Origin of the sequence: Microbacterium awajiense, from assembly GCF_039536545.1 — a bacterium.
Classification (GTDB): Bacteria; Actinomycetota; Actinomycetes; order Actinomycetales; family Microbacteriaceae; genus Microbacterium; species Microbacterium awajiense.
In genome coordinates, this window is record NZ_BAAAYU010000005.1 from 1,663,401 (window position 1) to 1,688,464 (window position 25,064).

The 25,064-nt window shown below is 69.3% G+C and carries 24 protein-coding genes; 16 read left to right on the forward strand and 8 right to left on the reverse strand.

What is annotated here, in order from left to right; genetic code table 11:
- The first annotated feature begins 42 nt into the window (after window positions 1-42).
- The 8 genes from ABD663_RS14395 (at window position 43) to ABD663_RS14430 (ending at window position 6,450) form a co-directional block, all read left to right on the forward strand.
- A complete protein-coding gene (locus ABD663_RS14395) occupies window positions 43-384 on the forward strand; it encodes a hypothetical protein (RefSeq protein WP_344739716.1) in 342 nt (113 codons plus the stop codon).
- Entirely contained in the window at window positions 381-2,198 is a 1,818-nt protein-coding gene (locus ABD663_RS14400; RefSeq protein ID WP_344739718.1) for a hypothetical protein, read from the forward strand. The genes ABD663_RS14395 and ABD663_RS14400 overlap by 4 nt, the downstream gene beginning before the upstream one ends.
- Before the next feature lie 61 nt (window positions 2,199-2,259).
- Window positions 2,260-2,655 (forward strand): hypothetical protein, encoded by a 396-nt coding sequence (locus ABD663_RS14405; RefSeq protein WP_344739720.1) that lies wholly within the window; start codon window positions 2,260-2,262, stop codon window positions 2,653-2,655.
- 45 nt (window positions 2,656-2,700) lie between these two features.
- Window positions 2,701-3,645, forward strand: a complete 945-nt coding sequence (locus ABD663_RS14410) for a DUF2510 domain-containing protein (protein ID WP_344739722.1) — start codon at window positions 2,701-2,703, stop codon at window positions 3,643-3,645.
- A gap of 3 nt (window positions 3,646-3,648) precedes the next feature.
- A complete protein-coding gene (locus tag ABD663_RS14415; protein ID WP_344739724.1) occupies window positions 3,649-4,440 on the forward strand; it encodes a sulfite exporter TauE/SafE family protein in 792 nt (263 codons plus the stop codon).
- Between the two features lie 25 nt (window positions 4,441-4,465).
- Window positions 4,466-4,909, forward strand: a complete 444-nt coding sequence (locus tag ABD663_RS14420) for an FAS1-like dehydratase domain-containing protein (RefSeq protein ID WP_344739726.1) — start codon at window positions 4,466-4,468, stop codon at window positions 4,907-4,909.
- Window positions 4,910-4,911: 2 nt separating this feature from the next.
- Window positions 4,912-5,310 (forward strand): MaoC/PaaZ C-terminal domain-containing protein, encoded by a 399-nt coding sequence (locus ABD663_RS14425; RefSeq protein WP_344739728.1) that lies wholly within the window; start codon window positions 4,912-4,914, stop codon window positions 5,308-5,310.
- A gap of 3 nt (window positions 5,311-5,313) precedes the next feature.
- The gene (locus ABD663_RS14430) at window positions 5,314-6,450 is read left to right on the forward strand and encodes a UDP-N-acetylmuramate dehydrogenase (RefSeq protein WP_344739730.1); all 1,137 of its coding nucleotides are present in this window, start codon (window positions 5,314-5,316) and stop codon (window positions 6,448-6,450) included.
- Window positions 6,451-6,469: 19 nt separating this feature from the next.
- Here the strand turns inward: ABD663_RS14430 and ABD663_RS14435 are convergent, their stop codons facing one another.
- A complete protein-coding gene (locus ABD663_RS14435; RefSeq protein WP_344739732.1) occupies window positions 6,470-7,669 on the reverse strand; it encodes a pyridoxal phosphate-dependent aminotransferase in 1,200 nt (399 codons plus the stop codon).
- Between the two features lie 150 nt (window positions 7,670-7,819).
- Between ABD663_RS14435 and ABD663_RS14440 the strand changes: the two genes are divergently transcribed.
- From ABD663_RS14440 to ABD663_RS14455, 4 genes are read left to right on the forward strand one after another with little or no spacing between them, the layout of a single operon-like run.
- The gene (locus tag ABD663_RS14440) at window positions 7,820-8,719 is read left to right on the forward strand and encodes an ABC transporter ATP-binding protein (protein ID WP_344739734.1); all 900 of its coding nucleotides are present in this window, start codon (window positions 7,820-7,822) and stop codon (window positions 8,717-8,719) included.
- Entirely contained in the window at window positions 8,716-9,576 is an 861-nt protein-coding gene (locus ABD663_RS14445; RefSeq protein ID WP_344739736.1) for an ABC transporter permease, read from the forward strand. Before ABD663_RS14440 ends, ABD663_RS14445 begins: the two co-directional genes overlap by 4 nt.
- A gap of 21 nt (window positions 9,577-9,597) precedes the next feature.
- Window positions 9,598-10,839 carry a sensor histidine kinase gene (locus ABD663_RS14450; protein ID WP_344739738.1) on the forward strand — a complete coding sequence of 414 codons (1,242 nt, stop codon included), beginning with the start codon at window positions 9,598-9,600 and terminating at the stop codon, window positions 10,837-10,839.
- Window positions 10,836-11,459: a response regulator gene (locus tag ABD663_RS14455; protein WP_344739740.1), complete on the forward strand. Its 624-nt coding sequence runs from the start codon at window positions 10,836-10,838 to the stop codon at window positions 11,457-11,459. Before ABD663_RS14450 ends, ABD663_RS14455 begins: the two co-directional genes overlap by 4 nt.
- 19 nt (window positions 11,460-11,478) lie before the next feature.
- On the opposite strand, the gene ABD663_RS14460 is transcribed toward ABD663_RS14455, so the two are convergent.
- Both ABD663_RS14460 and ABD663_RS14465 read right to left on the reverse strand, forming a co-directional pair.
- Window positions 11,479-12,036: a TetR/AcrR family transcriptional regulator gene (locus tag ABD663_RS14460; RefSeq protein ID WP_344739742.1), complete on the reverse strand. Its 558-nt coding sequence runs from the start codon at window positions 12,034-12,036 to the stop codon at window positions 11,479-11,481.
- Window positions 12,029-12,853 (reverse strand): alpha/beta fold hydrolase, encoded by an 825-nt coding sequence (locus tag ABD663_RS14465; protein ID WP_344739744.1) that lies wholly within the window; start codon window positions 12,851-12,853, stop codon window positions 12,029-12,031. The genes ABD663_RS14460 and ABD663_RS14465 overlap by 8 nt, the downstream gene beginning before the upstream one ends.
- 163 nt (window positions 12,854-13,016) lie before the next feature.
- On the opposite strand from ABD663_RS14465, the gene ABD663_RS14470 reads away from it, so the two are divergent.
- Complete coding sequence (locus ABD663_RS14470) at window positions 13,017-14,735, forward strand: acyl-CoA dehydrogenase family protein (RefSeq protein ID WP_344739746.1); 1,719 nt, start codon at window positions 13,017-13,019, stop codon at window positions 14,733-14,735.
- A gap of 105 nt (window positions 14,736-14,840) precedes the next feature.
- On the opposite strand, the gene ABD663_RS14475 is transcribed toward ABD663_RS14470, so the two are convergent.
- Window positions 14,841-16,436, reverse strand: a complete 1,596-nt coding sequence (locus tag ABD663_RS14475) for an isocitrate lyase (protein ID WP_344739748.1) — start codon at window positions 16,434-16,436, stop codon at window positions 14,841-14,843.
- Between the two features lie 30 nt (window positions 16,437-16,466).
- Window positions 16,467-18,107: a malate synthase A gene (gene aceB / locus ABD663_RS14480; RefSeq protein WP_344739750.1), complete on the reverse strand. Its 1,641-nt coding sequence runs from the start codon at window positions 18,105-18,107 to the stop codon at window positions 16,467-16,469.
- Between the two features lie 153 nt (window positions 18,108-18,260).
- Between aceB and ABD663_RS14485 the strand changes: the two genes are divergently transcribed.
- The 3 genes from ABD663_RS14485 to ABD663_RS14495 all read left to right on the forward strand — a co-directional run bounded on the left by ABD663_RS14485 (window position 18,261) and on the right by ABD663_RS14495 (window position 22,074).
- Window positions 18,261-19,739 carry a helix-turn-helix domain-containing protein gene (locus ABD663_RS14485; RefSeq protein ID WP_344739752.1) on the forward strand — a complete coding sequence of 493 codons (1,479 nt, stop codon included), beginning with the start codon at window positions 18,261-18,263 and terminating at the stop codon, window positions 19,737-19,739.
- Window positions 19,740-19,864: 125 nt separating this feature from the next.
- Complete coding sequence (locus ABD663_RS14490; protein ID WP_344739754.1) at window positions 19,865-21,403, forward strand: glucoamylase family protein; 1,539 nt, start codon at window positions 19,865-19,867, stop codon at window positions 21,401-21,403.
- On the forward strand, window positions 21,400-22,074 hold the full coding sequence (locus tag ABD663_RS14495; protein WP_344739756.1) for a TetR/AcrR family transcriptional regulator: 675 nt from the start codon (window positions 21,400-21,402) through the stop codon (window positions 22,072-22,074). Before ABD663_RS14490 ends, ABD663_RS14495 begins: the two co-directional genes overlap by 4 nt.
- Window positions 22,075-22,084: 10 nt before the next feature.
- Here the strand turns inward: ABD663_RS14495 and ABD663_RS14500 are convergent, their stop codons facing one another.
- Genes ABD663_RS14500 through ABD663_RS14510 form a run of 3 tightly spaced genes read right to left on the reverse strand, consistent with a single transcriptional unit; the run spans window position 22,085 to window position 25,046 of the window.
- Window positions 22,085-23,239 carry a glycoside hydrolase family 1 protein gene (locus ABD663_RS14500; protein ID WP_344739758.1) on the reverse strand — a complete coding sequence of 385 codons (1,155 nt, stop codon included), beginning with the start codon at window positions 23,237-23,239 and terminating at the stop codon, window positions 22,085-22,087.
- A gap of 50 nt (window positions 23,240-23,289) precedes the next feature.
- The gene (locus ABD663_RS14505; RefSeq protein WP_344739760.1) at window positions 23,290-24,183 is read right to left on the reverse strand and encodes a carbohydrate ABC transporter permease; all 894 of its coding nucleotides are present in this window, start codon (window positions 24,181-24,183) and stop codon (window positions 23,290-23,292) included.
- A gap of 2 nt (window positions 24,184-24,185) precedes the next feature.
- A complete protein-coding gene (locus ABD663_RS14510; protein WP_344739762.1) occupies window positions 24,186-25,046 on the reverse strand; it encodes a carbohydrate ABC transporter permease in 861 nt (286 codons plus the stop codon).
- Window positions 25,047-25,064 lie beyond the last annotated feature (18 nt).

Sequence of the window (25,064 nt, forward strand, 5' to 3'; positions counted from 1 at the left end):
CCGTGTGATCTACCGCGAGTGCCGCTCGCATAGGGTGATCACGTGCGCTACTCGGTCGACATCGCGGGCGTGGCGAACCTCACGTCGGACATGGTGGCGCGCGTCGACGAGGTGGCATCCGATGTGGCGGAAGCGCTGTCCGCCGTCGACGACGCGACCGACGCGCTGCGGGCCCACGCCGTCGACGTGGCCGCAGCGCTGGACGCCGTCTTCGCCGTCCGCCGCGCGAGTGGACCGGGCGTATCGGCGAAGTCGCGACAGCTGCTGGCCGCCGTGCAACAGGCGACGCTCGAGTATGCGATGGGCGACGAGCAGATGTCCACGCAGACGAGCGCGGTCACGCCCGACGCGCCGGGTCGAGGTTTCGGGCCGGTGGCACGATGACGAATCTGATCGCCGCCTCGGCGGTCCCCCCGCTTCCGGCCGACGGTGCACGTCTGATCGCAGCGGCTGACGTGCTCGCTGCGGCCGGGCGCGGGGTCGGCACGGGGGTCCAGGACGCATCGGCGGTCTGGAGCGGACTGCCGCAGGTGTACGACGCTCCCGAGACGTCGACGGCGGTCGCCGCGATCACGCCGGTCGTGCGAGCCGCTTCGGACTTCGACGAGGCGTCGGGTGCCGCAGCGAGGGCGCTGCGCCAGCTCGGTGAAACGTTCGTCGAACTCGCGCGCCTGCGCGACGTGCTGGTGGACGATGTCGCGGTGCATCGCACCCGCGTGCTCGATCATCGCGCGAGCGATGCCGCCGCGCACGAGGACCCGGCCGATCCGCTGTCGGGTTGGGGCTTCGGCGGCTTCGCCCGCAATCAGGAGCTTCTCGACCGGTGCGCGAGCCTCGCCCGGCTGTTCGACGCGGCGCTCGAACAGTGCGAGCGGGACCTCGGCCGGATCGGCGATCCCTACGGGTTCGCGTCGGTGATCGAGGCCGGTGCGAGCATGCCGGCGGCGTCGGTCGGCGCGAGCGAACAGTCCGCGCACTTCCACACCGAGCTCGGCATCATCGTGCTCGGCCGGCTCACCTCACTGGATCAGAACGGGATCGTCATGCTGCTCCAGCGGCATCCGGAATGGGTGTCGCTGCTGCGCGAGTCGCCGCCGCATCCCGCCGCCATCGCGCAGTGGTGGAGCGGTCTGGACGCGACGACCTCGTCGGCGCTCACTGAGGCCGCCGCTCGTGTCGTCGGCGGCCTCGGCGGGGTTCCCGCGACGGTGCGCGCAGAGGCGAACCGCACACTCGCCCACTCGCGTCTGGCGTGGATCGAGGCTGAGATCCGCCGCATCGAGCGCGACGGGTACGGCACCTCCAGCACTCTGCCGTACGCACACGAAGCCGCCGTGGCCCAGTACCTCCGTCGCCTCGCCGTCCTGCGCGGCGAGCGCGACTACCTTGACCGCGTCGTCAGCGGCGACGCACATCTGTATCTCTACGATCCCGATCACGGCGCCATCATCGAGATGTTCGGTGACCCCGCGGACGCCGACGTCATCCTGTCGTTCATGCCGGGGACGAACACGACGATGGAGTCCTTCTACGAGTCCACGGCAGGCTCCGGAATCACGGCGCTCGCCCGCTGGCAGGTGAACAACCCCGATCCGGCGGTGACGGTCGCGGGCTTCGTCGTCAAGCAGGGTGAGTTCCCTCAACTGTCGGCGGACATTCTGCGTACCGGCCCTCAGAACAACGACATGATGGAGTCCCTCGGCCGCGCCTACGCCGACTTCACCGGCGAGGTCAACGTCATCGCGCCGGACCTTCCGATCGTGAGCGTCGAGCACTCCGCCGGGTCGGCCGCCGGTGGCGCCGCCGAGGTCGCGGGCGCATCGTTCGCTGCGCGCGTGCCGCTTGCGGGCATCGGAATGACGGCCGAGTGGGTGAGGCAGCCCGGCACCGACTACTACGCCATGCAGGCGCCCAACGACATCAACAAGAACTTCGACGGCATCGAGGTCGGCAACTGGGGCTACGCGATCACCCCGACGGCCGAGAACGGCTTCGCCGAGCTCGAGACCGGCCTCCCCGGCACGTCGCCGTTGGTCGCGGTCGCCGCGCCGATCAGCCCGACGGTGGCGCTGAGCATCGAGGCCGCCAACCAGGTCGAGAACCACAACCGGATCATGAGCGGCGACATGACCCTCAACGGCACGGTGCTGCGCAGAATCCAGCAGATTCTGCGGCAGGAGGCGATCGAGCATGACTAGACGTGTTCCGCGCTCGCTCGCCTTCGTTTCCTCGCTCGCCCTCCTCCTCACGGGATGTTCGATGTCACAGCTTCCGACGTACGCCGAGGTCCAGGACGAGACCCACCGGGCGATGCAGCGCATCGTCGACGAGCTGCCGCCCGACAGCACCGTCGAGCGCGACCCCGACGGCACGCCGTTCGGGTGCGAGGGTGACGGCGTCTTCTATACCGCGCAGTGGGTGGTCCATCCCGGCGCAGACTTCGACGGGCAGCAGTTCATCGATGGACTCCCTGGTGCGCTCGGCGACGATTTCGAGGTGGAGGACACCGGACTCGCGCTCGACTTTCCGGCGGTGAGTCTTGTCGCGGTGGCGTATGGCGATACCGGCATGAACGTCTCCGTCGCTGCGGCAGGGGGCCACAGCAGCGTCGGCATCACCGCGACATCGCAGTGTGCACAGGCGCCGTCGGACTGATCGGCGCGGTCGGGTGGACCGCGCGAGCGCGGTAGGGTTTGCGTCATGGCGACGATCCCCCCGGGCTGGTACGACGACGGACGCGGCGTGCTGCGCTGGTGGGACGGTGCCGCGTGGACCGAGCACACCGCGGAGCCCGAATCCGCGCAGCAGGAGGCGTCTGCATCCGATGTCGCGGTGGCGCCGGAGGAGGACGGCGAGCCCTCCCCGGACGACGACGCGTCGCCCGGCCAGGAGGTCGACGCCGCACCCGAGTTCGACGCGGCGGCCGCCGCCGCGCTCGGCCTGCCTGCCCCCGGCGAGACTCCCGAGTATCCGGCGTATGCGAATGGATACCCCGGCGCGCCGCCCTCCGCGCCGCCCACCGACCCGAACGCGCCGGCGCCGCCGCCTGCGGCGTATCCCGCCTCGTATCCGACGGCGCCGTACCCGCCCGCCGGACAGAGCGGCGTCTTCACCGCGGCGACCGAGCCGCGCAGATCCAAGACCTGGATCATCTGGGTCATCGCGGGTGTCGTCCTGCTCGGCCTGGTCATCGCGGCGGCGGTGCTCATCCCCCTCGCGCTCATGGGCGCGGCGACCGGCGGATCCAACGGCCAGGGCGGCAACGTCGACACCGGCGATCCCGAGGTGCAGGCGGTGGTCGAGGTGGTCGAGACGTATGACCGCGCCTGGCAGGAACTCGACTGCGACCTCTACTTCGAGACGACGACCGAGAGCATGCGGGCCGTGCTCGGGATGATCGACTGCGAGACGTTCGTGTCGGAGGCAGGGGCGTGGGATCAGATCGTCGACGGATACACCCTTGACATCGTCGACGTGCAGTCCGCGGACGGCGTCTACACGGTCTCGACGAGCGAGACCTACTCGGGCATGTTCGACCAGGATGGCAACCCCACCGAAGAATCGGTCGACTACGAGGACCGCTACGAGTACACCGTCATCGAGGTGGATGACGCCTGGGTGATCGACGATCTGACGGTGGACTAGTCGTTGGCTGAAACCACCGCTCGCCGCGACGCGCGGTTCGTCCTCATCGCCCTCGCGATCGGACTGATCGCCGGCCTGCTCTCGGGTCTGTTCGGCGTCGGCGGCGGCACCGTGATCGTGCCCTTGCTCGTGCTCCTGCTGCGGTTCGACCAGCGGCTGGCCGCCGGAACGTCGCTGGCCGCGATCGTCCCGACCGCCACGGTGGGGGTCATCTCCTACGCGGTCCACGGCTCGGTCGCCTGGGTTCCCGCGCTCATCCTCGCCCTGGGCGCCGTCATCGGAGCGCAGGTCGGCACGTGGCTCCTGCCCCGCATGCCGATCACCGCGCTGCGCTGGGGTTTCGTCGGCTTCCTGGCCGTGGTCATCGCGAGCCTGTTCGTCGTCATCCCCTCGCGGGAGGCCGGACTGCCGATCACCGTGCTCTCGGTGATCGGCCTGATCGTCCTCGGCGTCGTCACGGGCATCCTGGCGGGCCTGCTCGGAGTGGGCGGTGGAGTGATCGTGGTTCCCGCGCTCCTGCTGCTGTTCGGCACCAGCGATCTCGTCGCCAAGGGCACGTCGTTGCTGATGATGATCCCCACGGCGATCTCGGGCACGGTCGGCAACGTGCGCCGCCGCAACGTCGACCTCGTCGCGGCGGCGCTCATCGGCGTCGCCGCGTGCACCACGACCGCATTCGGAGCCTGGCTGGCCACGATCGTGGACCCTTTCGTCGGCAACATGCTGTTCGCCGCGTTCCTCACGGTGATCGCGGTGCAGATGGCGATCCGTGCGATCCGGGGCCGCAAGCGCTGAGAGCGCGCACGGCTAGGATGGCACGGTGCCAGTGAACCCCGAGCTGGTCGGCCGTGTCTTCCCGCCGACCGAGTCCTACCTCGTGGGCCGTGAGAAAGTGCGTGAGTTCGCGCGCGCGGTCTTCGCCGACGACCCCCAGCACACCGATCCCGCGGCAGCACGCGAGCTGGGCTTCGCCGACGTCGTCGCGCCGCCGACCTTCGCGATGGTCGTGCAGGACCTCACGCTGCAGCAGCTTCTGGCCGAGCCCGACTCGGGCATCGAACTGTCGCGCGTGCTGCATGCCGAGCAGCGGTTCCGCTACTCGCGACCGATCGTCGCTGGCGACGAGCTGACCGCGCAGCTGGCGGTGACCGGCATCCGCACGATCGGCGGCAACGCGATGGTGACCAGCGATGCCGAGATCACGGATGCCGCGGGTGCCCACGTCGTCACGGCGACGTCGGTGCTGCTGGTGGGGGAGGGCTGATCATGGTCGGAACCGGAGACATCGTCGCCGAGCGCACGGTGCACCTCACCCGCGAGTCGCTCGTGCGCTATGCCGGTGCGTCCGGCGACTTCAACCCCATCCACTACCGCGACGACGTCGCGGAGAAGGTCGGCCTGCCCGGCGTGCTCGCGCACGGCATGCTGACGATGGGGCTGGCCGTCGAGACCGTCGTGCCGTGGATCGGCGACACGGGCCGCATCGTCGAGTACGGCGTGCGCTTCACCCGTCCCATCGTCGTCGACCCCGAAGAGGGTGCCGACGTGACCGTCGTCGCTCGCATCGGTGCGATCGACGAGGGGATCGCCCGCCTCGATCTGACGGTGACCCACGCCGAGACGACCGTCCTGGGCAAGGCCCAGGTGCGGGTGCGTCTCGACTGACCCATGCCGGAGGTCACACCGATCCCGCTCGCGCAGCTGACGACACTGCGCACCGGAGGCGCACCCTCGCGCATGCTCGACGCGCACGACCGCGCTGAACTCGTGGATGCGCTGCGCGAGGTGTGGGCCGACGGCGACCCGTGGCTCGTGCTCGGCGGCGGGTCGAACCTGTTCGCCGGAGACGAGCCGTTCGACGGCACGGTGGTGCGGATCCTCACTCAGGGGGTCGAGCGCCTGCCATCGCCGCGGGACGGATACGCACGCCTGTGCGTCGAGGCGGGGCACGACTGGGACGCCCTCGTGGCGCTCTCGGTCGATGAGGGGCTGTCCGGGATCACGGCGATGTCGGGCATCCCCGGAACCGTCGGCGCTGCGCCCGTCCAGAACGTCGGGGCCTACGGGCAGGAGATCGTGCAGACCCTGGTCGAGGTGGAACTCCTGGACGAATCCACCGGCGAGGTGTCGACGGTCCCCGCCGCCGAGCTCGGACTGGGCTTTCGCACCTCCGCACTCAAGCACCACTACGGATCGGCGCCGGCCCGCCGCGCGGTGATCCTGTCGGTCACGCTCGAGCTCTTCGAACTGGGCCACGCTGCGCACCCGATCGCGGGGGAGCAGCTGCGCACCGCGCTCGGCGTCGCCGAAGGCGAGGCGGTGTCGCTGTCGTGGATCCGAGAGCATGTGCTCGAGACCCGTCGCCGCAAAGGCATGGTGCTCGACGCCGACGACCCCGACACCTACAGCGCGGGATCGTTCTTCCAGAACGCGATCGTGTCGGCCGCCTTCGCCCGCACGCTGCCCCCCGAGTGCCCTCGGTGGCCGGTCTCGCCCGACCTCGACCCGGTGCTCGTCATCCCGTTGGACTCGTATGACGGCTACGTTCCGCCGGCGCAGTCGGTGCAGAGCGACGTCAAGGTGAGCGCCGCCTGGCTCATTGAGCACTCCGGGCTGCGCAAGGGGTTCCGGCTGCCGCGATCGCGCGCGGCGCTCTCCTCGAAGCACGCGCTCGCCCTGACGAACCGCGGCCGGGCGAGCGCCGCCGAGCTCGCCGAGCTCGCACGGTTCATCCAGGGGCGCGTGCAGTCCGAGTTCGGTCTCGTGCTTCAGCCCGAGCCGGTGCTGCTGAACGTCGAGCTCTAGGACGGCCCGATCCCGCCGCTCAGGCGAACAGCTCCTGCAGGCGGCGCACCCCTTCGAGCAGAGCGTCGTCACCGAGGGCGTACGACAGTCGCAGGTAGCCGCTCGGGCCGAACGCCTCGCCCGGCACGACCGCGACCTCGGCCTCGTCGAGGATGAGGTCGGCGAGCTCGAGCGAGGTGGTCGGCGTCGTGCCCCGCCACTCGCGGCCGAGTAGCCCGGTGACGTCGGGGTAGACGTAGAACGCGCCCAGCGGCGTCGGCACGGTCACGCCGTCGATCTTCGAAAGTTCGTCGACGATCAGCTTGCGGCGGCGGTCGAAGGCGACGCGGAACGCCTCGACGTCGTCCTGCGGGCCGGTGAGGGCTGCGAGGGCTGCGCGCTGCGCGACGTTGTTGACGTTCGACGTGAGGTGCGACTGCAGGTTGGCGGCGAGCTTGATGGCATCGGCGGGGCCGACCATCCAGCCCAGTCGCCAGCCGGTCATCGCGTAGCTCTTGGCGACCCCGTTGACGAGGATCGTCTGGCCTGCGGCAGCCGGCACCGCCTCGACGATCGAGACCGCGCGGGCGCCTTCGTAGACGAGGTTCTGGTAGATCTCGTCGGCGATGACCCAGATACCGTGCTCGACGGCCCACTCGCCGATCGCGCGGGTCTCGTCGGGCGTGTACACCGCGCCGGTGGGGTTGGAGGGCGACACGAACATGAGCGCGGTCGTGCGCTCGGTGCGCGCCGCCTCGAGCTGTTCCACCGTGACCTTGTACTCCTGGTCGGCACCCGCGAACACCTCGACGGGCGTGCCGTCCGCCAGCGCGATCGCCTCGGGGTACGTCGTCCAGTACGGCGCGGGCAGCAGCACCTCGTCGCCGGGGTTCACGACCGCCTGCAGAGCCTGGTACACCGCCTGTTTGCCCCCGTTGGTCACGACGACCTGCGACGGAGAGACGTCCAGACCCGAATCGCGCAGGGTCTTGGCGGCGATGGCTTCGCGCAGCACGGGCAGCCCCGCGGCGGGTGTGTACCGGTAGTTCGCAGGATCGCGCAGCGCGATCGCCGCGGCATCCACGATCGACTGCGGGGTCGAGAAGTCGGGTTCTCCGGCGGCATAGCTGATGACGGGCCGCCCGGCGGCCTGAAGGGCCTTCGCCTTCGCGTCGACCTTGAGGGTCGCCGACTCGGCGATCGCAGAGAGCTTGCGGGAGAGAGGAGCGCGTTCGGTCACGTTCGAAATGGTAGTCGTGCAGGCCCGCCCGCGCCGGGTGCGCGGCGCCGTGCCCCCACACCGACGACGGTGACGTTCCACCGAATGGGGGACACGGATTCGCCCGGACGGGCGTGCCGGGCTACCGCGGCGTCGCGGGAACGTGGACGCATGGAACAGAACGTGGTGCAGGTGCGGAACCTGCAGAAGGACTATTCAGGCCGTCGCGCGGTCGACGGGGTGTCGTTCGACATCGCGCGAGGTGAGACATTCGCGCTGCTCGGCCCCAACGGCGCGGGCAAGACGACGACCGTGGAGATCCTCGAGGGATTCCGTCGCCGCAGTGGCGGTGAGGTGAGCGTGCTGGGCGAAGACCCCGCCCGCGCCGGCCTCGCGTGGAAGGCACGCCTCGGGGTCGTGCTGCAGGGCGCAGGCCAGGCCGGAGTGCTCACCGTGCGCGAGCAGATCCGGCAGTTCGCCGGATTCTTCCCGAGACCGAGGGACGTGGACGAGGTGATCGCCGCCGTCGGACTCGACGAGCAGGCCGGGATGCGGGTGAGCAAGCTCTCGGGTGGCCAACAGCGTCGCGTCGACGTCGCGCTCGGCATCATCGGCAACCCCGAGCTGCTGTTCCTCGACGAACCGACGACCGGCTTCGATCCCGTCGCGCGCCGGGAGTTCTGGGCGATGATCCGGATGCTGTCGGCCGAGGGCACGACGATCCTGCTGACCACCCACTACCTGGACGAGGCGGCGCAACTGGCCGATCGCGTGGGGATCGTCGTGGGCGGAAAGCTGCGGGCCATCGGACCGGTCGACGAGATCGGAGGCACGCACGCGCGCGTTCCGATCGTGCGCTGGCGCGAGGACGGCCGGTCGCACGAGCGCCGCACGACCGAGCCCGCCGTGTTCGTGGCCGACCTGGTCGCCCGCGCCGGCGGCGAGCCGGCCGACCTCGAGATCATCCGCCCGTCCCTCGAAGACATCTACCTCGGCCTCGTGGCCGAAGACACCCGACCCGCCGACGCGGCCGACCTGGACGCCGCGCCCAGCCTGGAGACGAACCGATGAGCACCCTCACCCAGACCCCCGCCGTCACCGCGCAGCGCACGCCCGGCCGCGGCATCCTCGCGATGGGTGTGTGGCGCGCACGCTTCGAGCTGACGCAGTACTTCCGCTCGATCGACACCGTGATCTTCACGTTCGCCTTTCCGATCCTGCTGCTCGGCCTCATGTCGGTGGCCTTCGGCGGCGACGGAGACATGCAGCCGGCACCCGGACTGCCCCCGGTGCCGGTCGCACAGCTGTATCTGCCGGCGATGCTGGCGGCGGGTCTGCTGCTGTCGGGCCTGCAGAACCTCGCCATCGACATCGCCGTCGAGCGGTCGGAAGGCATGCTCAAGCGGCTGGGGGCGACGCCTCTGTCGCCGGTGAGCTACTTCATCGGCAAGATCCTGCAGGTCGGATTCACCGGCATCCTGCAGGCGACGGCCATCATCGCGTTCGCGGCCCTGGTGTTCCAGGTGCCGCTGCCGACCGAACCCGACAAGTGGCTCACGTTCGCGTGGGTGTTCGTGCTCGGCATCACCGCGTCGGCCCTGCTGGGCGTGGCGCTCTCGGCCGTGCCGCGGTCGACGCGCAGCGCGACGGCCGTCGTGATCCCGATCGTGCTGGTCGTGCAGTTCATCTCGGGCGTGTATCTGCTGTTCTACATGCTGCCGGAATGGCTGCAGGTCGCAGCGGGCTTCCTGCCCGTCAAGTGGATGGCGCAGGGGATGCGCTCGGTCTTCCTGCCCGAGCAGTATGCGGCACTCGAGCTCGGCGGCGAGTGGAACCTGGCCGGGGTCGCGATCGCGCTCGCGGTCTGGCTCGTCGTGGGTCTCGTGCTCGCGCGGGTCACCTTCCGGTGGCTGCGCCGCGACGCGTAGCCTGAGGGGGGACGGAACCGGATGCGCGCGATCAAGTGGTGGGACCTCGGCGTGGCCGCGGCGAGCGTCGCGGTCGCGGCGGCCATCGCCCTCGACATCAGCGGGGCCGGCGCGCCGGACGTCGTGATCGCGGTATGCGCTCTCGGGCTGTTCATCGCCGCGTATGTCCTCATCGCTCGCCCCGGCCTCGTCCGTCCCCGACCGTGGACCCAGCCCGCCTTCGTGGCGGTCACGGCGATCGCGCTGGCCGCCGGATGCGCCGGGCAGCCGTTCTTCGCCGTCACCCAGGCCGTGGTGTATCCCCTCGTGTGGGTCCTCTCCGGGCAGCGACGACGAGCGATCGTCGGCACAGTGGTGATCGGGTTCGGGGTCTTCGTCGGATTCGCCTTCTTCGCCGGCATCGCCGAAGGCGGCGGAAGGGTCGTGCCCGCCGTGGCCACCGCCGGTGCGACCGCCACGTTCGGCGTCGCCTTCGCGATCGCCTTCGGGCTGTGGATCACCGGGATCGTGGAATACGGCGAGGAGCGTGCGCGCCTGGTGGCCGAGCTCACCGCCGCGCAGGGAGAGATCGAAGCGCTCAGCCTCGACCGCGGCGCCGCCGCCGAGCGAGAACGGCTCAGTCGCGACATCCACGACACCCTCGCCCAGACGCTCGCGGGACTCGCGCTGTTGGCCGAGCGGGCCGGCCGGCAGCTCGAGAGCGGACGAGCGGATGCCGCCGCCGAGACCATCGGCACGGTCGAGCGACTGTCGCGCGACGCGCTCGCCGAAGCGCGTGAGATCGTCGCGCGCACCGCCGCCGTGCCCAGCGACACGGCCCTCGGCGATGCGGTGCAGCGCCTCGCCGACCGGTTCCGCGCCGAGACCGGACTCACGATCGACCTCGCGCTCGACCTCGACGTGTCGGGGGCGGTGCCGCGCGACACACAGCTGGTTGTGCTGCGGTGCCTGCAGGAGGCCCTCTCGAATGTGCGCAAGCACGCCGCTGCAACGGCCGTCTCGGTCGGGTTGACCACGACGGCCGCGGGCGCGGCGACTCTCGAGGTGCAAGACGACGGGCGGGGATTCGATCCCGCCGCCCGCCCCGACGGTTTCGGGCTCGACGGCATGCGCGACCGCGTTGCACTCGCCGGCGGGGTCTTCGAGGTCGCCTCCGGCGAAGACGGTGGCACGACGGTCTCGGTGTCGCTTCCCGCAGAGGACGCGGCGGAAGAGACGGCATCCGCTTCATCCGGGCCCTCGGCAGAGGCGGTGACCCCGTGATCCGACTGCTGATCGCCGACGACCACCCGGTGGTGCGCGCGGGGCTCGTCGGACTGCTGAGCGACGTACCCGGCTTCGAGGTGGTGGGCGAGGCCTCCGACGGCACGCAGGCCGCGCGGATCGCCGCGGCGACGTCGCCCGATGTCGTGCTGATGGACTTGCGGATGCCGGGCGGTGACGGCGTCGATGCGACGGCCGCGATCGTGGCGCAGGGCGACGCGAAGGTGCTGATCCTCACGACGTACGAATCCGACGATCAGATCCTCGCCGCCATCGAGGCGGGAGCGAGCGGCTATCTGCTCAAGGCCGCGCCGCAGGACGAGATCGTCGCCGGCATCCGCTCGGTGGCCGAAGGGCAGACCGCGCTGTCGCCGCAGGTCGCCGCGCGTCTCGTGCAGCGGATGCGGCAGCCCGTCGCACCCGCACCCGTTCTCAGCGGGCGCGAGGTCGAGGTGCTGCGCCTGGTGGCGCGCGGCCACAGCAACAAACAGGTCGCCGCGGGACTCGGCATCGGTGAGTCGACCGTCAAGACCCATCTGCTTCGCATCTTCGACAAGCTCGGCGTCGCCGACCGCACCCGTGCGGTCACGCTCGCCATGGAGCGCGGGCTGCTCGACTGATGCGCTGAGCGGTCCGGACTCAGCGCCCGCGAGGCCACCCGCTGAGCATGACAACCAGCCCGTCGACGAGGCCCGCGAAGCTGCGGTCGATCGAGCGGGGGATGCCGAACCCACCCGACGACTCGAGTGTCGTGAAGCCGTGAAGGGCCGAGCGCAGCGCTCGCGCCGCGTCGACGGCTTCGTCGCCGGTGAGGCCGTACCCGGCCAATACGGCGTCGACGACCGCGAGCGTGCGGGCGGCTCCGGGATTGTCGGATCCCGGATGCTGCGTGGCGGCGTACCGGCCCGGATGGGCGAGGGCGTACGCGCGGTAGGCGCCGCACAGCCGGGTCACCGCCTCGTCGCCGGCGACGCCGACGGTCGCCTCGGCGAGTGCGTCGGCGAGGTCGCCGGCGGAGACGACCGAGATTCCCCGACGCAGCGCGTCGAGCGATTCGACGTGCTTGTAGAGACTCGGCACCCGCACGCCGAGCTGTTCCGCGACCGCTGCGAGCGTCAGCTGGTCCCAGCCGTCCCGGTCGGCGATGCGGGCGGCCGTCTCGATGACGACCGCCGGCGTCAGGCCGGCCCTAGGCATCCGCGTTCACCTTGTTCAGGAAGGTGGTCAGCGCGTCGTTGACGACATCGGGATGCTGGACCTGCGGATAGTGACCGGCGCCGTCGACCAGGGTCACGTCGGCGTCGAGCTGTTCGGCGATCCACTCCGCTTCGCCGGCGGGGTCGGCGAAGTCGGGATCGTCGGTGCCCATGACCACGAGCGTCGGCGCGATGACCTGCGGCAGGCGCCGCTCGGCGACCTCGTGATCGGTGTGGGTCGTGGCGACGAACGCGGCGGTGCGGCCGGGCTCGCGCAGATTGGCGCCGATGCGCCGCCGGTGCTCGTCGAAGTCGGCCGGCTTGACTCCCGGGTAGAGACTCGGCAGGTAGGCCAGCCACGCGGCGCGCGCCCACGGGCGCAGCATCGCGAGCCGGAACGCGGCTGTCATCACGGGGTTCGTCGGCGCGTTGCGCACGAACGGCCCGATCAGGGCGAGGCCCGCGACCGCCGAGACGTCTTCTGCGGCGGCCCAGACGGCGGCGCCCGCACCGAGGGAGTTGCCCACGATGACCGCAGGGCCGCCGAGATGGTGGATGAGTGCCAGCGCATCGGAGCCGGCCGCGGCGTCGTCGTACGCGTCGAAGGTCGTGTCGCTGCGGCCGTGACCGCGCAGGTCCATGACGGCGACGCGATAGCCGGCGTCGCGCAGGGCAGGCACCGTGTGTCGGAACGAGGAGGCCAGTTCGCCCATCCCCGGAACGGCGACGACGAGCGGACCGGCGCCGGTCACGCGATAGGCGATGCGACCGCCCGGACGGTCGAGGTGGTGTACCGAGAGGTCGTCGAAGTCAGACATGGTGGTCCGTTCTCAAGAGGCTGATTCTAGTAGCTCTATGGCTAACGATATTAGCTGAGTCGTATTCCCGCAAGACCTGACTCATAGGTGAGACGTAGTTTCAGGTAGACTGACACTGCGTGTCACCACACACCTCGCTGCGCTCCGACGAAGGGACCATCCCATGCCCGACGGCTACACCGCCCCGATCGACGACTACGCCTTCCTGTACCGCGACGCCTTCGGCGTCGACCTGGTCGCGCGCGCCACCGACGGCGCGATGACCGCCGACGACGCGATCGACGTGCTGGGCGCGGCGGGGGAGTTCGCCGCCGAGGTGCTCGCACCCCTCGATCAGCCAGGCGACCGCGTCGGCGCGCAGCTCGTCGACGGCCAGACCCGGCTGCCCGACGGATTCGCGGAAGCATACGAAGCGCTCGTCGGCGCGGGCTGGATCACCGCCGAGGCACCGGAATCGGCGGGCGGCGACGGACTTCCCACCGTGGTCCATAACGGCCTCGGTGAGATCTGGAACGGCTCGAACATGGCCTTCGCGCTGTGCTGGATGCTGACCTCGGGCGCCATCCACGCGCTCGACGCCGTCGCATCCCCCGAACTGCGCGAGACCTTCCTCGCGCCGATGGTCGAGGGGCGCTGGACGGGCACGATGAACCTCACCGAGCCGCAGGCGGGCACCGACCTCGGCGCGATCCGCACCATGGCGACACCGAACGACGACGGGTCCTGGTCGATCACCGGTCAGAAGATCTTCATCACGTGGGGCGACCACGACGTGGCCGAGAACATCGTCCACCTCGTCCTGGCCCGCACTCCGGACGCACCCGAGGGTGCGAAGGGCATCTCGCTGTTCGTCGTGCCGAAGTTCCTCGTCGCAGACGACGGCGGAGTGGGCGAGCGCAACGGCGTGCAGACCGTGTCGCTCGAGCACAAGCTCGGCATCCACGGCAGCCCCACGTGCGTGCTCGCCTACGAGGATGCGACCGGCTATCTCGCCGGCGACCTGCACGGCGGCCTCGCCGGCATGTTCGTGATGATGAACTCGGCGCGCGCGGGCATGGGCCTGCAGGCGACCGGCGTCTCGGACCGCGCGTACCAGCGCGCCCGCGAGTACGCGGCCACACGACTGCAGGGTCCGGTGCTCGACCGGCCGGCCGGCGCGACGATCGCCGAGCACCCCGACGTGCGGCGCCTGCTGCTGTCGATGTCGAGCGAGATCTTCGCGATGCGCGCGATGGGCGTGCTGGTCGGCGACCTGTTCGACCGCGCCGAGACCGACGGCACGCTGAAGCTCGCCGAGTTCTTCGTGCCGATCTTCAAGGGCTGGACCACCGAGGAGTCGCTGCGGATCACCTCCGACGCCATCCAGGTGCACGGCGGCTCGGGCTTCATCGAAGAGACCGGTGTCGCGCAGCACTACCGCGACGCGCGCATCATGCCGATCTACGAGGGCACCACCGCCATCCAGTCGAACGACCTCATCGGCCGCAAGGTCATCCGCGACGGGGGAGAGACGGCATCCGCCCTCTTCGCGCAGATCGACGAGACCGTGACGACGCTGCGCGGCCTCGACGACGGCGTCGCGACGCGCACCGCCGATCGCCTCGCGCGCGCTCTCGAGGCTGCGCGGCAGGCGACCGAGGCGCTGCTCGGGTTCGCCGACTCGCCGCGAGACGCGTACGCCGTCGGCGTGCCGTACCTCATGCTGCTCGGCACGCTCGCCGGCGGGTGGCTGCACGGCCTCGCCGTGGTCGCGGTGATCGCGGATGGTTCGACGGATGCCGCCGGCGCCGACCGCCTCGTGTCGGCCGACTTCTACGGCGCCCACCACCTGTCGCGGGTGCACGGCCTCGCCGAGACCGTGACCGCCGGCGAGATCGTCTGACGCACACACGTCGAACCGCTGAGACGGCATCCGGTGGACGAGACTGCGGTCGTCACCCGCAGTCTCGTCCGACGATGCAGTCTCAGCGACAGCTGGCCGGGCGGGTCAGCTGAACTGGTTCATCGTGTTGTGCTGGCCGCCCGCCTTGAGGGCGGCGTCGCCGGCGAAGTACTCCTTGTGGTTGTCGCCGATGTCGCTGCCGGCCATGTTCTGGTGCCGCACCGTCGCGATGCCCTCGCGGATCTCGCGGCGCTGCACGCCCTTGACGTAGGCCAGCATCCCCTCGTCGCCGAAGTAGCCCTTCGCCAGGCTGTCGGTCGACAGCGCGGCCGTGTGATAGGTCGGCAGGGTGATCAGGTGGTGGAAGATGCCGGCTCGCGCCGAGCCGTCGCGCTGGAACGTGCGGATCTTCTCATCGGCCAGTCGCGCGAGCTCGGTGTCGTCGTACTCGACGCTCATGAGGTCGCTGCGGTCGTAGGCCGAGACATCCGCACCCTGCTCCACGAGCAGGTCGTACGCCTGCTGGCGGAAGTTGAGCGTCCAGTTGAACGACGGGCTGTTGTTGTAGACGAGCTTCGCGTTCGGGATCTCGGCGCGGATCGCGTCGACCATGCCGGCGATCTGCTCGACGTGCGGCTTCTCGGTCTCGATCCACAGCAGGTCGGCGCCGTTGCGCAGTGCCGTGATGCAGTCGAGCACGACGCGCTCCTCGCCCGTTCCGGGACGGAACTGGTAGAGGTTGCTCGCGAGACGCTTGGGACGCAACAGCTTGCCGTCGCGCTTGATGACGACGTCGCCGTTGCCCAGCTCGGCCTCGGCGATCTCTTCGGCGTCGAGGAACGCGTTGTACTGGTCGCCGAGGTCGCCGGGGGAGTGGGTGACCGCCAGCTTCTGCGTGAGGCCGGCACCCAGCGAGTCGGTGCGGGCCACGATGACGCCGTTCTCGACGCCGAGCTCGAGGAACGCGTAGCGCACCGCGTTGAGCTTGGCGATGAAGTCCTCGTGCGGCACGGTGACCTTGCCGTCCTGGTGGCCGCACTGCTTCTCATCCGACACCTGGTTCTCGATCTGGATGGCGCACGCGCCCGCCTCGATCATCTTCTTCGCCAGCAGGTACGTCGCCTCGGGGTTTCCGAAGCCGGCGTCGATGTCGGCGATGATCGGCACGACATGGGTCTCATGGTTGTCGATCTGCGACTGGATGAACTCGACGGCCGTCTCGTCGCCGGCCCTGCGCGCCTCGTCGAGCTGCGTGAACAGCAGGTCGAGCTCGCGCGCATCGGCCTGCCGCAGGAACGTGTACAGCTCCTCGATGAGCGCGGGCACGGAGGTCTTCTCATGCATGGACTGGTCGGGCAGGGGTCCGAATTCGGAGCGCAGAGCGGCGACCATCCACCCCGAGAGGTAGAGGTAGCGCTTGTTCGTGCTCTTGAGGTGCTTCTTGATCGAGATCAGCTTCTGCTGGCCGATGAAGCCGTGCCATACGCCGAGCGACTGCGTGTAGACCGATGAGTCGGCGTCGTACTCGGCCATGTCGCGGCGCATGATGTCGGCGGTGTACTGGGCGATCTCGAGCCCGGTGCGGAACCTGTTCTGAGCCCTCATGCGGGCGGCGGACTCGGGGTCGATGGCATCCCAACTCGGGCCGTTGTGCTCTTTGAGCGCCTGGATGGCTTCGATGTCGTCCTGGTACATGGTCATGTCTGTTCGTCTCTCTCGGGATGCGGGGGTTCAGTCGGTCTCGATCAAGAAGCGCGAGTACGCCGGGATCGTCAGGAACGCCGGGAAGTCCTCGCCGCACGCGACCTCGCGGAACAGGTCGGCGGCGTCGTCGAAGCGGTCGCCGTCGCGGCGGTCGACCTCGCCGAGCACCCGCTCGATCAGCTCTTCGATGTACTCGCGCGTGATGCGCGTGCCGTCGTCGGTGGAGCGATCCTGGTGGATCCACTGCCACACCTGCGATCGCGAGATCTCAGCCGTCGCGGCATCCTCCATCAGGTTGTCCAGGGCCACGGCACCCAGGCCCCGCAGCCACGCCTCGATGTAGCGGATGCCCACCGACACGTTGTCGTGCACGCCCTGCGCGGTGACCGGGCGACCGATGTGCACATCGAGCAGCTGAGCCGCGGTGACGTGCACGTCGTCGCGCTGCCGGTCGACCTGGTTGGGCTTGTCGCCCAGCACCGCGTCGAACTCGGCCATCGCGGTCGGGATCAGGTCGGGGTGCGCCACCCACGTGCCGTCGAAGCCGTCGCCGGCCTCGCGCTTTTTGTCGGCGGCCACCTTCTCGACGGCCCGCGCGGTCACCTCGGGGTCGCGGCGGTTCGGGATGAACGCGCTCATGCCGCCGATCGCGAAGGCTCCGCGCTTGTGGCACGTCTTCACGAGCAGTTCGGTGTAGGCCCGCATGAACGGCACCGTCATCGTCACCTCGCTGCGGTCGGGAAGCACGAACCGCGCACCGCGACCGCGGTAGTTCTTGATGATCGAGAAGATGTAGTCCCAGCGGCCGGCGTTCAGGCCCGCGCAGTGGTCGCGCAGCTCGAACAGGATCTCCTCCATCTCGAATGCCGCCGGCAGCGTCTCGATCAGAACGGTGGCGCGGATGGTGCCGTGCGGGATGCCGATGTACTGCTCGCTGAAGGTGAAGATGTCGTCCCACAGCTTGGCCTCTTCGCTCGATTCGAGCTTGGCGATGTAGAAGTAGGGGCCGCGGCCGTTCGCGATGAGCTGCTGCGCGTTGTGGAAGAAGTACAGGCCGAAGTCGACCAACGAGCCCGAGGCCGCCATCTCGCGACCGGTGCGGTCGGTGAAGCGGATGTGGTGCTCGGTGAGGTGCCATCCTCGCGGACGCATCACGATCGTGGGCGTGCGCTCGGCGGTCACGCGGTATTGCTTGCCCTCCGGGCTGGTGAACTCCAGCTCGCCGCGGATCGCGTCTCGCAGCGACAGCTGGCCCTCGATCACGTTGGTCCAGGTGGGGCTCGTGGCGTCCTCCTGGTCGGCCAGCCACACCCGGGCGCCGGAGTTCATCGCGTTGATCGTCATCTTCGGGTCGGTGGGCCCGGTGATCTCCACACGGCGGTCCTCCAGGCCCGGTCCGGCGCCCGCGACGGTCCACTCGTCGTCCTCGCGGATGTGCGCGGTGTCGTCGCGGAAGCGCGGGTCGTGGCCGTTGCCGATCTCGAAGCGGCGCCGCATGCGGTCGGCCAGCCGGTCGTGACGCCGGCCCCCGAAGCGGTGGTGCAGCTCGGTCAGGAACGCGAGGGCCTCGGGCGTGAGGATCTCGTCGTAGCGCGGTCGCATGCGGCCGGCGACCGCGATCGACGGCTCGGTGGTCTGGACCGAGATCGGACCAGTGCGGGTGCGCATCGGGGTAGCGGTTGCAGGTGTCATGTCGCTGTCTTCCTGTGAGTGGTCGAGCGGTGGGTCGTGAGACCACTCTGCGGTGAAACTCGGGGGTGTACCCGACGAATACGCGTGTGAAGTTCGGTGATAATTCGCTTTTCGTGACAGAATCGGCGCATGACGACCACGATCGCCCGCGATCCGCGTGCGGAAGAACACGACGATGATCAGGTGGACGCACTCACCATCGGCCGACGCATCCGTCAGCTGCGCACTGAGCGGGGGATGACGCTGGAAGAGCTCGCCTCGGCCGTGGAGCGCGTGCCCAGCCAGCTCTCGATGATCGAGAACGGTCGGCGCGAGCCGAAGCTGACGCTGCTGCAGTCCATCGCGCGCGCCCTCGGCTCGACGCTGGACGCGCTTCTCGAGACCGAGCCCCTGGACGAGCGCTCGACGATGGAGATCGCCCTCGAGAAGGCGATGCGCGGCCAGACGTTCCAGGCTCTCGGCATCGCGCCGTTCCGCATCGGCAAGACGGTCCCCGACGATGCGCTCAAGGCGATGCTGGCGCTGCAGGGCGAGATCGAGCGGCTGCGCGACGAGCGCGCCGCGACGCCCGAAGAGGCGCGCCGCGCCAACGTGGCGCTGCGCCGGCTGATGCGCACGCAGGACAACTACTTCGCCGACCTCGAAGAGCAGGCACGCGGCATCCTCGAGGCGGTCGACCACCCCGGGGGGCCGCTCACGCAGCGCACCGCGTCGGACATCGCGGCGCACCTCGGCTTCACGTTGCACTACGTTCCGGACCTGCCGCAGACGACCCGGTCGGTCGCCGACATCAAGAACGGGCGGCTCTACCTGTCGAGCCGCATGGCCTCGAAGGGAGACCCGCGTACCGCGGTGCTGCAGGCTCTGTCGAGCCGCATCCTGGGCCACCGCGAGCCCACGAGCTACGCGGAGTTCCTGCGGCAACGGGTGGAGACCAACTACCTCACGGGTGCGCTGCTGATCCCCGAGGCGCACGCGGTGCCGTTCCTCGCCGACGCCAAACAGGACCGCGCCATCTCGATCGAAGACCTGCGCGACGCGTACTCGGTCTCGTACGAGACCGCTGCCCACCGGTTCACCAACCTCGCGACGGTGCACCTCGGCATCCCGGTGCACTTCCTCAAGGTGCACGAGTCGGGCACGATCACGAAGGCGTATGAGAACGACGACGTCAACTTCCCGGCCGACCGGCTGGGTGCGATCGAGGGGCAGATGTGCTGCCGCAAGTGGACGTCGCGTGTCGTCTTCGACGTCGACGACCACTTCAACCCGTACTACCAGTACACCGACACCGGCAACGGCACCTACTGGTGCACCGCGCGCGTCGAGCTGTCGAGCGAGGGCGCCCACTCGGTGAGCGTCGGCGTGCGCTTCGATGACACCAAGTGGTTCCTCGGCCGCGACACTCCGAACCGAGGAGTGTCCACGCACTCGGTGGAGGCGTGCTGCCGGCGCGCACCCGCCGACCTCGAGGCGGCCTGGCGCGAGAATTCCTGGCCCAACGTCCGCACCCCGCGCACGCTGCTCGCGACACTGCCGACGGGCGCGTTCCCCGGCGTGGACACCACCGACGTCTACGAGTTCCTCGAGGCGCACGCCCCGCGCTGAGAGGCGGCCGGTCGGCGGCGGCGCCGAGATCCGCGCAGGCCTTCCGCAAATACCTGTTATCTGTTAGGTTTTTGCGCACACCGACGGTTCCGCCCGACGGAGCCGCTTTCGATGAGGAGAGCGCGATGAAGCAGATTCTGACGACGGCTGCCGTGACGGGTCTCGTGGCGGCCGGACTCGCACTGGGCGATCCGGCGGCAGGTGCCGGCAGGCCCGGCGATGACGACCTCCATCGCTGGGCGGAGGACACCTGGGTCTCGCTGGACGCGATGACCGACGAGTCGACGGGACTTCCGGCAGACAACATCACGGGTGATCTCGCGACGGCCGGCGAGTACACATCGCCGACGAACATCGGTGGCTACCTGTGGTCGACCGTGACGGCTCGCGACCTCGGCATCATCGATGATGACGAGGCGCACGCGCGCATGGCGACGACGCTCGACACGCTCGAGCAGTTGGAGCGCAACGAGGCGAGCGGCATGTTCTACAACTGGTACCACCCGGCGACCGGGGCGAAGCTCACCAGCTGGCCGGACTCGGGTGACCCCGTGCACCCGTTCCTGAGCACTGTCGACAACGGGTGGCTCGCCGCTTCCCTGCGCATCGTCCGAGAGGCGGAGCCCCGACTGGCCGATCGCGCCGATGCGCTCTACGACTCGATGGATTTCGCTGCGTACTTCGATCCCGCCGGGGCCGCCGGGCTGCCCGCGGGGACCAACCGCGGCGGCTTCTGGGACGAAGTGCCGCCCGGATGCAGCATCGAGGCTCCGATGTACAACGGCTCCGGTGAGACCGCGTACTACACGTGTCACCACTACGACACGACGGTGAGCGAGAGCCGGATCGCGACCTATCTGGGGATCGCGAACGGGCAGATCCCCGCGACTGCGCTCTACGGCACGCACCGCACGATGCCTCCGGGATGCGACTGGGCGTGGCAGGAGCAGCTGCCCGGCGGTGAGCACCGCGTCTACGACGGCTACGAGGTCTGGGAAGGCTCGTACTCCTACGCGGGCATCTCCTTCGTGCCGAGCTGGGGCGGCAGCATGTTCGAGGCCCTCATGCCCGATCTGCTCGTCCCCGAGACGCAGTGGGGCCCGCGATCATGGCGTGTCAACCACCCGAACACCGTCGCGGTCCAGAAGCATCACGGCCTCGAGGAGGCGGGATACGGCGCATGGGGGTTCTCGCCGGCGAGCAACCCCTTCGGCGGATATGCCGAGTACGGCGTCGATCTGGCGGGAATGCGATCCGACGGCTACACGTCGGACGCGGAAAGCACCGACGTGGACGTCGACCGGCCCGGGTGCGCCGATGGGGCCAATCCGCAGCCCGACTTCGGCGACGGCGTCGTGACCCCGCACGCCGCGTTCCTGGCGTTGCCGTACGACCGGCGCGGAGTGCTCGAGAACCTCGCCGTCCTCGAGGACGACCTGGACGCCTACGGGCCTGGCGGCTTCTACGACGCCGTCGCCGTGCGCAGCGGAACGGTCGCGCAGCGATACCTCTCGCTCGACCAGTCGATGATCATGGCGGCGATCGGCAACGAACTCACCGGCGATAGCCTGAAGCGGTACTTCGTCGACAAGGAGATGGAGAAGCGTCTGCGTCCGGCGATGGCTGCACAGGTCTTCTCCGTGGACAGGAAGGTGCGAGAGTGAGCAGCGAACCCGCGGCCGGCGACATCGGGGCATCCGGGGCGGATGCCCCGACGGAACCGTCGGCGGGTTCGCGAAGTGCGCGGGCTCCGAGGGGCAGCTATGCCAAGGGGCAGGCGCGTCGTCAGCAGATCGTCGACGAAGCGCTCGTCGTCTTCGCCCGTGGCGGGTTCCACAGCGGTTCTCTGCGCGAGATCGCCAAACGCGTGGGACTCACGCCGACGGGCCTCATGCACCACTTCGGCAACAAGGAGGAGTTGTTCACAGAGGTGCTGCGCCAGCGGGACGAGCGCGTCCGCGAGGCCGCCGGCGATCCGGCGGAGCACACGCTGATCCAGCAGGCCACCAAGGTGGTCGCCTACAACCAGGAGTCCCGCGGCCTCACGTCGCTGTACGCCACGGTGTCGGCGGAGGCGACCGACAGCGAGCATCCCGCGCATGAGCATTTCGCCCGCCGGTACCGCGAGAGCGCCGAGAACGCGACACCGCTCCTGCGCGCCGCTCAGGCCGACGGCGAAGTGCGCGCCGACATCGACCCGGCATTGGCGGCTCGGCTCATCAGCGCCGTCATGGACGGCATCCAGCAGCAATGGCTGCTCGACGACGATGTCGACATGAACGCGCTGTTCGCTGAGTTCGTTCGCGGCTACCTGGTGCCGACGCCCGACGCGTGACGGCCCGGCATCACCGCAGCGCGTTCGCCTTTGCGACGTCTCCCAGCCACGCGAGGCTGTGCTTCGGGTGACGCTCGAAGCTCTCCGCGTCCCACGCGATGAGGCCGAACGTGGGGCGGAAGCTCCCCCACTCGTAGTTGTCGAGCAGGCTCCAATGCAGGTATCCGCGGACGTCGACGCCCTCCTCGATGCAGGCATGGACTGACGTCAGTGCGCCGCGGGTGTAGTCGATGCGACGCTGGTCGTCGGCGGTCGCGATCCCGTTCTCGGTGATGATGACCGGAGCGCCGGCCCGCGCCCAGGCGTTGCGGATGCCGTCCCCGACCGCCGGCGGGTAATACTCCCAGCCGGTGAGCGTGCGTTCGGCATCGTCCGGGATCGCGAGGGGGCCGTCCGGACCGATTCTGGTGCGGGTGTATGCCTGCACACCGACCCAATCGTCGCCGCGCGCGGCGTCGAGGAAGACATCCTCGCGCGATGACCCGTACTCCGTGGCCACGTCTTCTGCGCCCTCGACCGGTTGGTAGGCCTGTGTCGCCACCGACCATCCGGCACGGCATCCCGCGCCCCGCACGAGATGCACCGCGCGCCTGTGCGCGTCGATGAGACGGTCGGTCACGGCCGGGACGCCGGGTGGCAGCCCCACCGACGGGAACCCGATGTCGGGGTCGGCGAGCACCGAGACCATGTTGGGCTCGTTGATCGTGCACACCAGGTCGACGTCTTCGAGCACCGGCAGCGCAGCCTCGACGTAGCGTTCGAATCGGGAGGCGGCCGCATCGGAGTTCCACCCGCCGCGGCGCGCGAACCACGCGGGGTTCGTGAAGTGGTGCAGCGTGACCATCGGCTCGAGCCCGAGTGAGCGAGCGGTGGCGACCATCCGCCGGTAGTGGTCGATGGCGGCTCGCGAGACGAAGCCGTCTTCCGGTTCGATGCGCGCCCACTCGATGCTGAAGCGGTACGCCGTCAGGCCGGCGTCGGCGAGGAGCGCCATGTCCTCGCCGAAGCGATGGTAGCTGTCGGCCGCATCTCCGGACGGCGTCTCGACGGGGGCGCCGGGCAGGTGCCCCCATTCGCGCTGCCACCAGTCCGAGTTGACGTTGCCGCCCTCGATCTGGTGCGCCGCCGTCGACGCGCCCCAGAGGAAATCTTCGGGGAAATCCATACGTTCGTTGTCCTCTCTCTGGGAGGCGGATGCCGCGGCATCCGCCTCGGTCACTTGATGCCGGTGAGCGCGATGCCCTGCACGAAGTAGCGCTGCAAGACGACGAAGACGATGAGGATCGGCACGACGACCACGACCGCCCCCGCCATCATCAGGCCGTAGCGCGCGGCGTTCTGACCGACCGAGTACAGCGCCAGCGCCACCGGGAGGGTGTACATGTCCTCGGTGGTGGCCACGACGAGGGGCCAGAGGAAGTTGTTCCAGCTGGCCAGGAAGGTCAGGATCGTGAGCGTCGCGATCGCGGGGCCGCACATCGGCATGATGACCCGCAGGAAGATCCGCCACTCGTTCGCGCCGTCGATGCGTGCGGCTTCGATCAGCTCATCCGGAAGGCCGAGCATGAACTGCCGCATGAGGAACACGCCGAGCGGCGAGATGAGGAAGGGCAGGATGAGACCGGGGTACGAGTTCACCAGTCCGAGATTGGCGGTCAGCACGAACAGCGGGACGAAGGTCACGACCCCCGGAACCATCAGGGTGGCCAGCACCAACGCGAACAGGAGTTTCTTGCCGCGGAACTGCAGCTTCGCGAGGGCGTAGCCCACCATCGAGCAGAAGACGATGTTCCCGAGAGTCACGACGGTCGCGACCACGACGCTGTTGATGAAGAACGTCGTGAAGTCGAGCCGACCGAACAGGGTCGCGTAGTTCTCGAGCGTCGGGTTCTCGGGCAGGAAGCCGGTGGGGTTCTGGCGGATCTCCGCGTCGGTCTTGAACGAGCCGAGGATCATCCAGACGAACGGCATCACCATCGCGACGACCCCGAGCGTGAGCGCCACGTAGAGCCACCATCGCGGCTGCCCGCGGTGACGGCGGCCGGCCGGCTCCGGCTCGGGTTCGACGACGTCGGTGTCGGTCACGGGTGAGGATGCGAGGACAGACATGATCAATCCTTCCGTCCGAGGAGGCGGAACTGCACGAGCGAGAGAACGACGATGGCCAGGAACAGCACGTAGCTCGCCGCCGATGCGTACGCGTAGTTGCCGAATCCGAACTGGTCGTAGGTGTACATCGCGGTCGAGAGCGTGGCGTCGAGCGGCCCGCCCTGCGTCATCACGTACGGCTCTTCGAAGAACTGCAGGAAGCCGATGCCGGTGATGACGGCGGCGAACAGGATCGCGGGCCGCATCGCCGGCACGGTGATGCTCCAGAACCGCTGCCAGGCGTTCGCTCCATCGACCATCGCGGCTTCATGATGCTCGCGCGGCACTCCCTGCAGTGCGGCGAGGAAGATGACCATGATCGTTCCGATGTTGCGCCAGACCGCCATCATGATGAGCGACGGCAGCGCCCAGGCAGTGGATTGCAGCCAATCGGGACCCTGGATGCCGAACACGGCCAGGAAGCCGTTGAGCAGACCGTCGGGTTGCAGGATGAAGCGCCACACGATCGCGATCGCCACGATGCTCGTGACGACCGGAGCGTAGAAGCCGACCCGGTAGACCGTCCGGAAACGCCGGATGCCCTTGTCCAGCGCGAGGGCGACGGCCATCGCCAGGCCGATCGTCAGCGGCACGGCGACCACGACGAAGGTGAAGGTGTTGACCAGCGAGCGCAGGAACCGCGGATCCTGGAACAGTCGGATGTAGTTGTCGAACCACACGAGCTCGACCTGGAACGGCGTCTGCAGGTCGCGTGTCGTCATGTCGGTGAAGCTCATCGCCAACGAGCCGATGATCGGCCCCGCCATGAAGACGGCGAACAGGATCACGAACGGCGTCGCGAAGAGCCATGCCGTGAGGGTCATGCGGCGCTCCCTCCGCGT

Excerpts from the sequence above, each read along its gene's own strand:
- ABD663_RS14400 (WP_344739718.1), top strand. The coding sequence starts at position 381 with ATGACGAATCTGATCGCCGCCTCGGCGGTCCCCCCGCTTCCGGCCGAC.
- ABD663_RS14405 (WP_344739720.1), top strand. The coding sequence starts at position 2,260 with ATGTCACAGCTTCCGACGTACGCCGAGGTCCAGGACGAGACCCACCGG.
- ABD663_RS14410 (WP_344739722.1), top strand. The coding sequence starts at position 2,701 with ATGGCGACGATCCCCCCGGGCTGGTACGACGACGGACGCGGCGTGCTG.
- ABD663_RS14425 (WP_344739728.1), top strand. The coding sequence starts at position 4,912 with ATGGTCGGAACCGGAGACATCGTCGCCGAGCGCACGGTGCACCTCACC.
- ABD663_RS14430 (WP_344739730.1), top strand. The coding sequence starts at position 5,314 with ATGCCGGAGGTCACACCGATCCCGCTCGCGCAGCTGACGACACTGCGC.
- ABD663_RS14440 (WP_344739734.1), top strand. The coding sequence starts at position 7,820 with ATGGAACAGAACGTGGTGCAGGTGCGGAACCTGCAGAAGGACTATTCA.
- ABD663_RS14445 (WP_344739736.1), top strand. The coding sequence starts at position 8,716 with ATGAGCACCCTCACCCAGACCCCCGCCGTCACCGCGCAGCGCACGCCC.
- ABD663_RS14450 (WP_344739738.1), top strand. The coding sequence starts at position 9,598 with ATGCGCGCGATCAAGTGGTGGGACCTCGGCGTGGCCGCGGCGAGCGTC.
- ABD663_RS14460 (WP_344739742.1), bottom strand. The coding sequence starts at position 12,036 with ATGCCTAGGGCCGGCCTGACGCCGGCGGTCGTCATCGAGACGGCCGCC.
- ABD663_RS14465 (WP_344739744.1), bottom strand. The coding sequence starts at position 12,853 with ATGTCTGACTTCGACGACCTCTCGGTACACCACCTCGACCGTCCGGGC.
- ABD663_RS14470 (WP_344739746.1), top strand. The coding sequence starts at position 13,017 with ATGCCCGACGGCTACACCGCCCCGATCGACGACTACGCCTTCCTGTAC.
- ABD663_RS14475 (WP_344739748.1), bottom strand. The coding sequence starts at position 16,436 with ATGACCATGTACCAGGACGACATCGAAGCCATCCAGGCGCTCAAAGAG.
- aceB (WP_344739750.1), bottom strand. The coding sequence starts at position 18,107 with ATGCGCACCCGCACTGGTCCGATCTCGGTCCAGACCACCGAGCCGTCG.
- ABD663_RS14485 (WP_344739752.1), top strand. The coding sequence starts at position 18,261 with ATGACGACCACGATCGCCCGCGATCCGCGTGCGGAAGAACACGACGAT.
- ABD663_RS14490 (WP_344739754.1), top strand. The coding sequence starts at position 19,865 with ATGAAGCAGATTCTGACGACGGCTGCCGTGACGGGTCTCGTGGCGGCC.
- ABD663_RS14500 (WP_344739758.1), bottom strand. The coding sequence starts at position 23,239 with ATGGATTTCCCCGAAGATTTCCTCTGGGGCGCGTCGACGGCGGCGCAC.
- ABD663_RS14505 (WP_344739760.1), bottom strand. The coding sequence starts at position 24,183 with ATGTCTGTCCTCGCATCCTCACCCGTGACCGACACCGACGTCGTCGAA.
- ABD663_RS14510 (WP_344739762.1), bottom strand. The coding sequence starts at position 25,046 with ATGACCCTCACGGCATGGCTCTTCGCGACGCCGTTCGTGATCCTGTTC.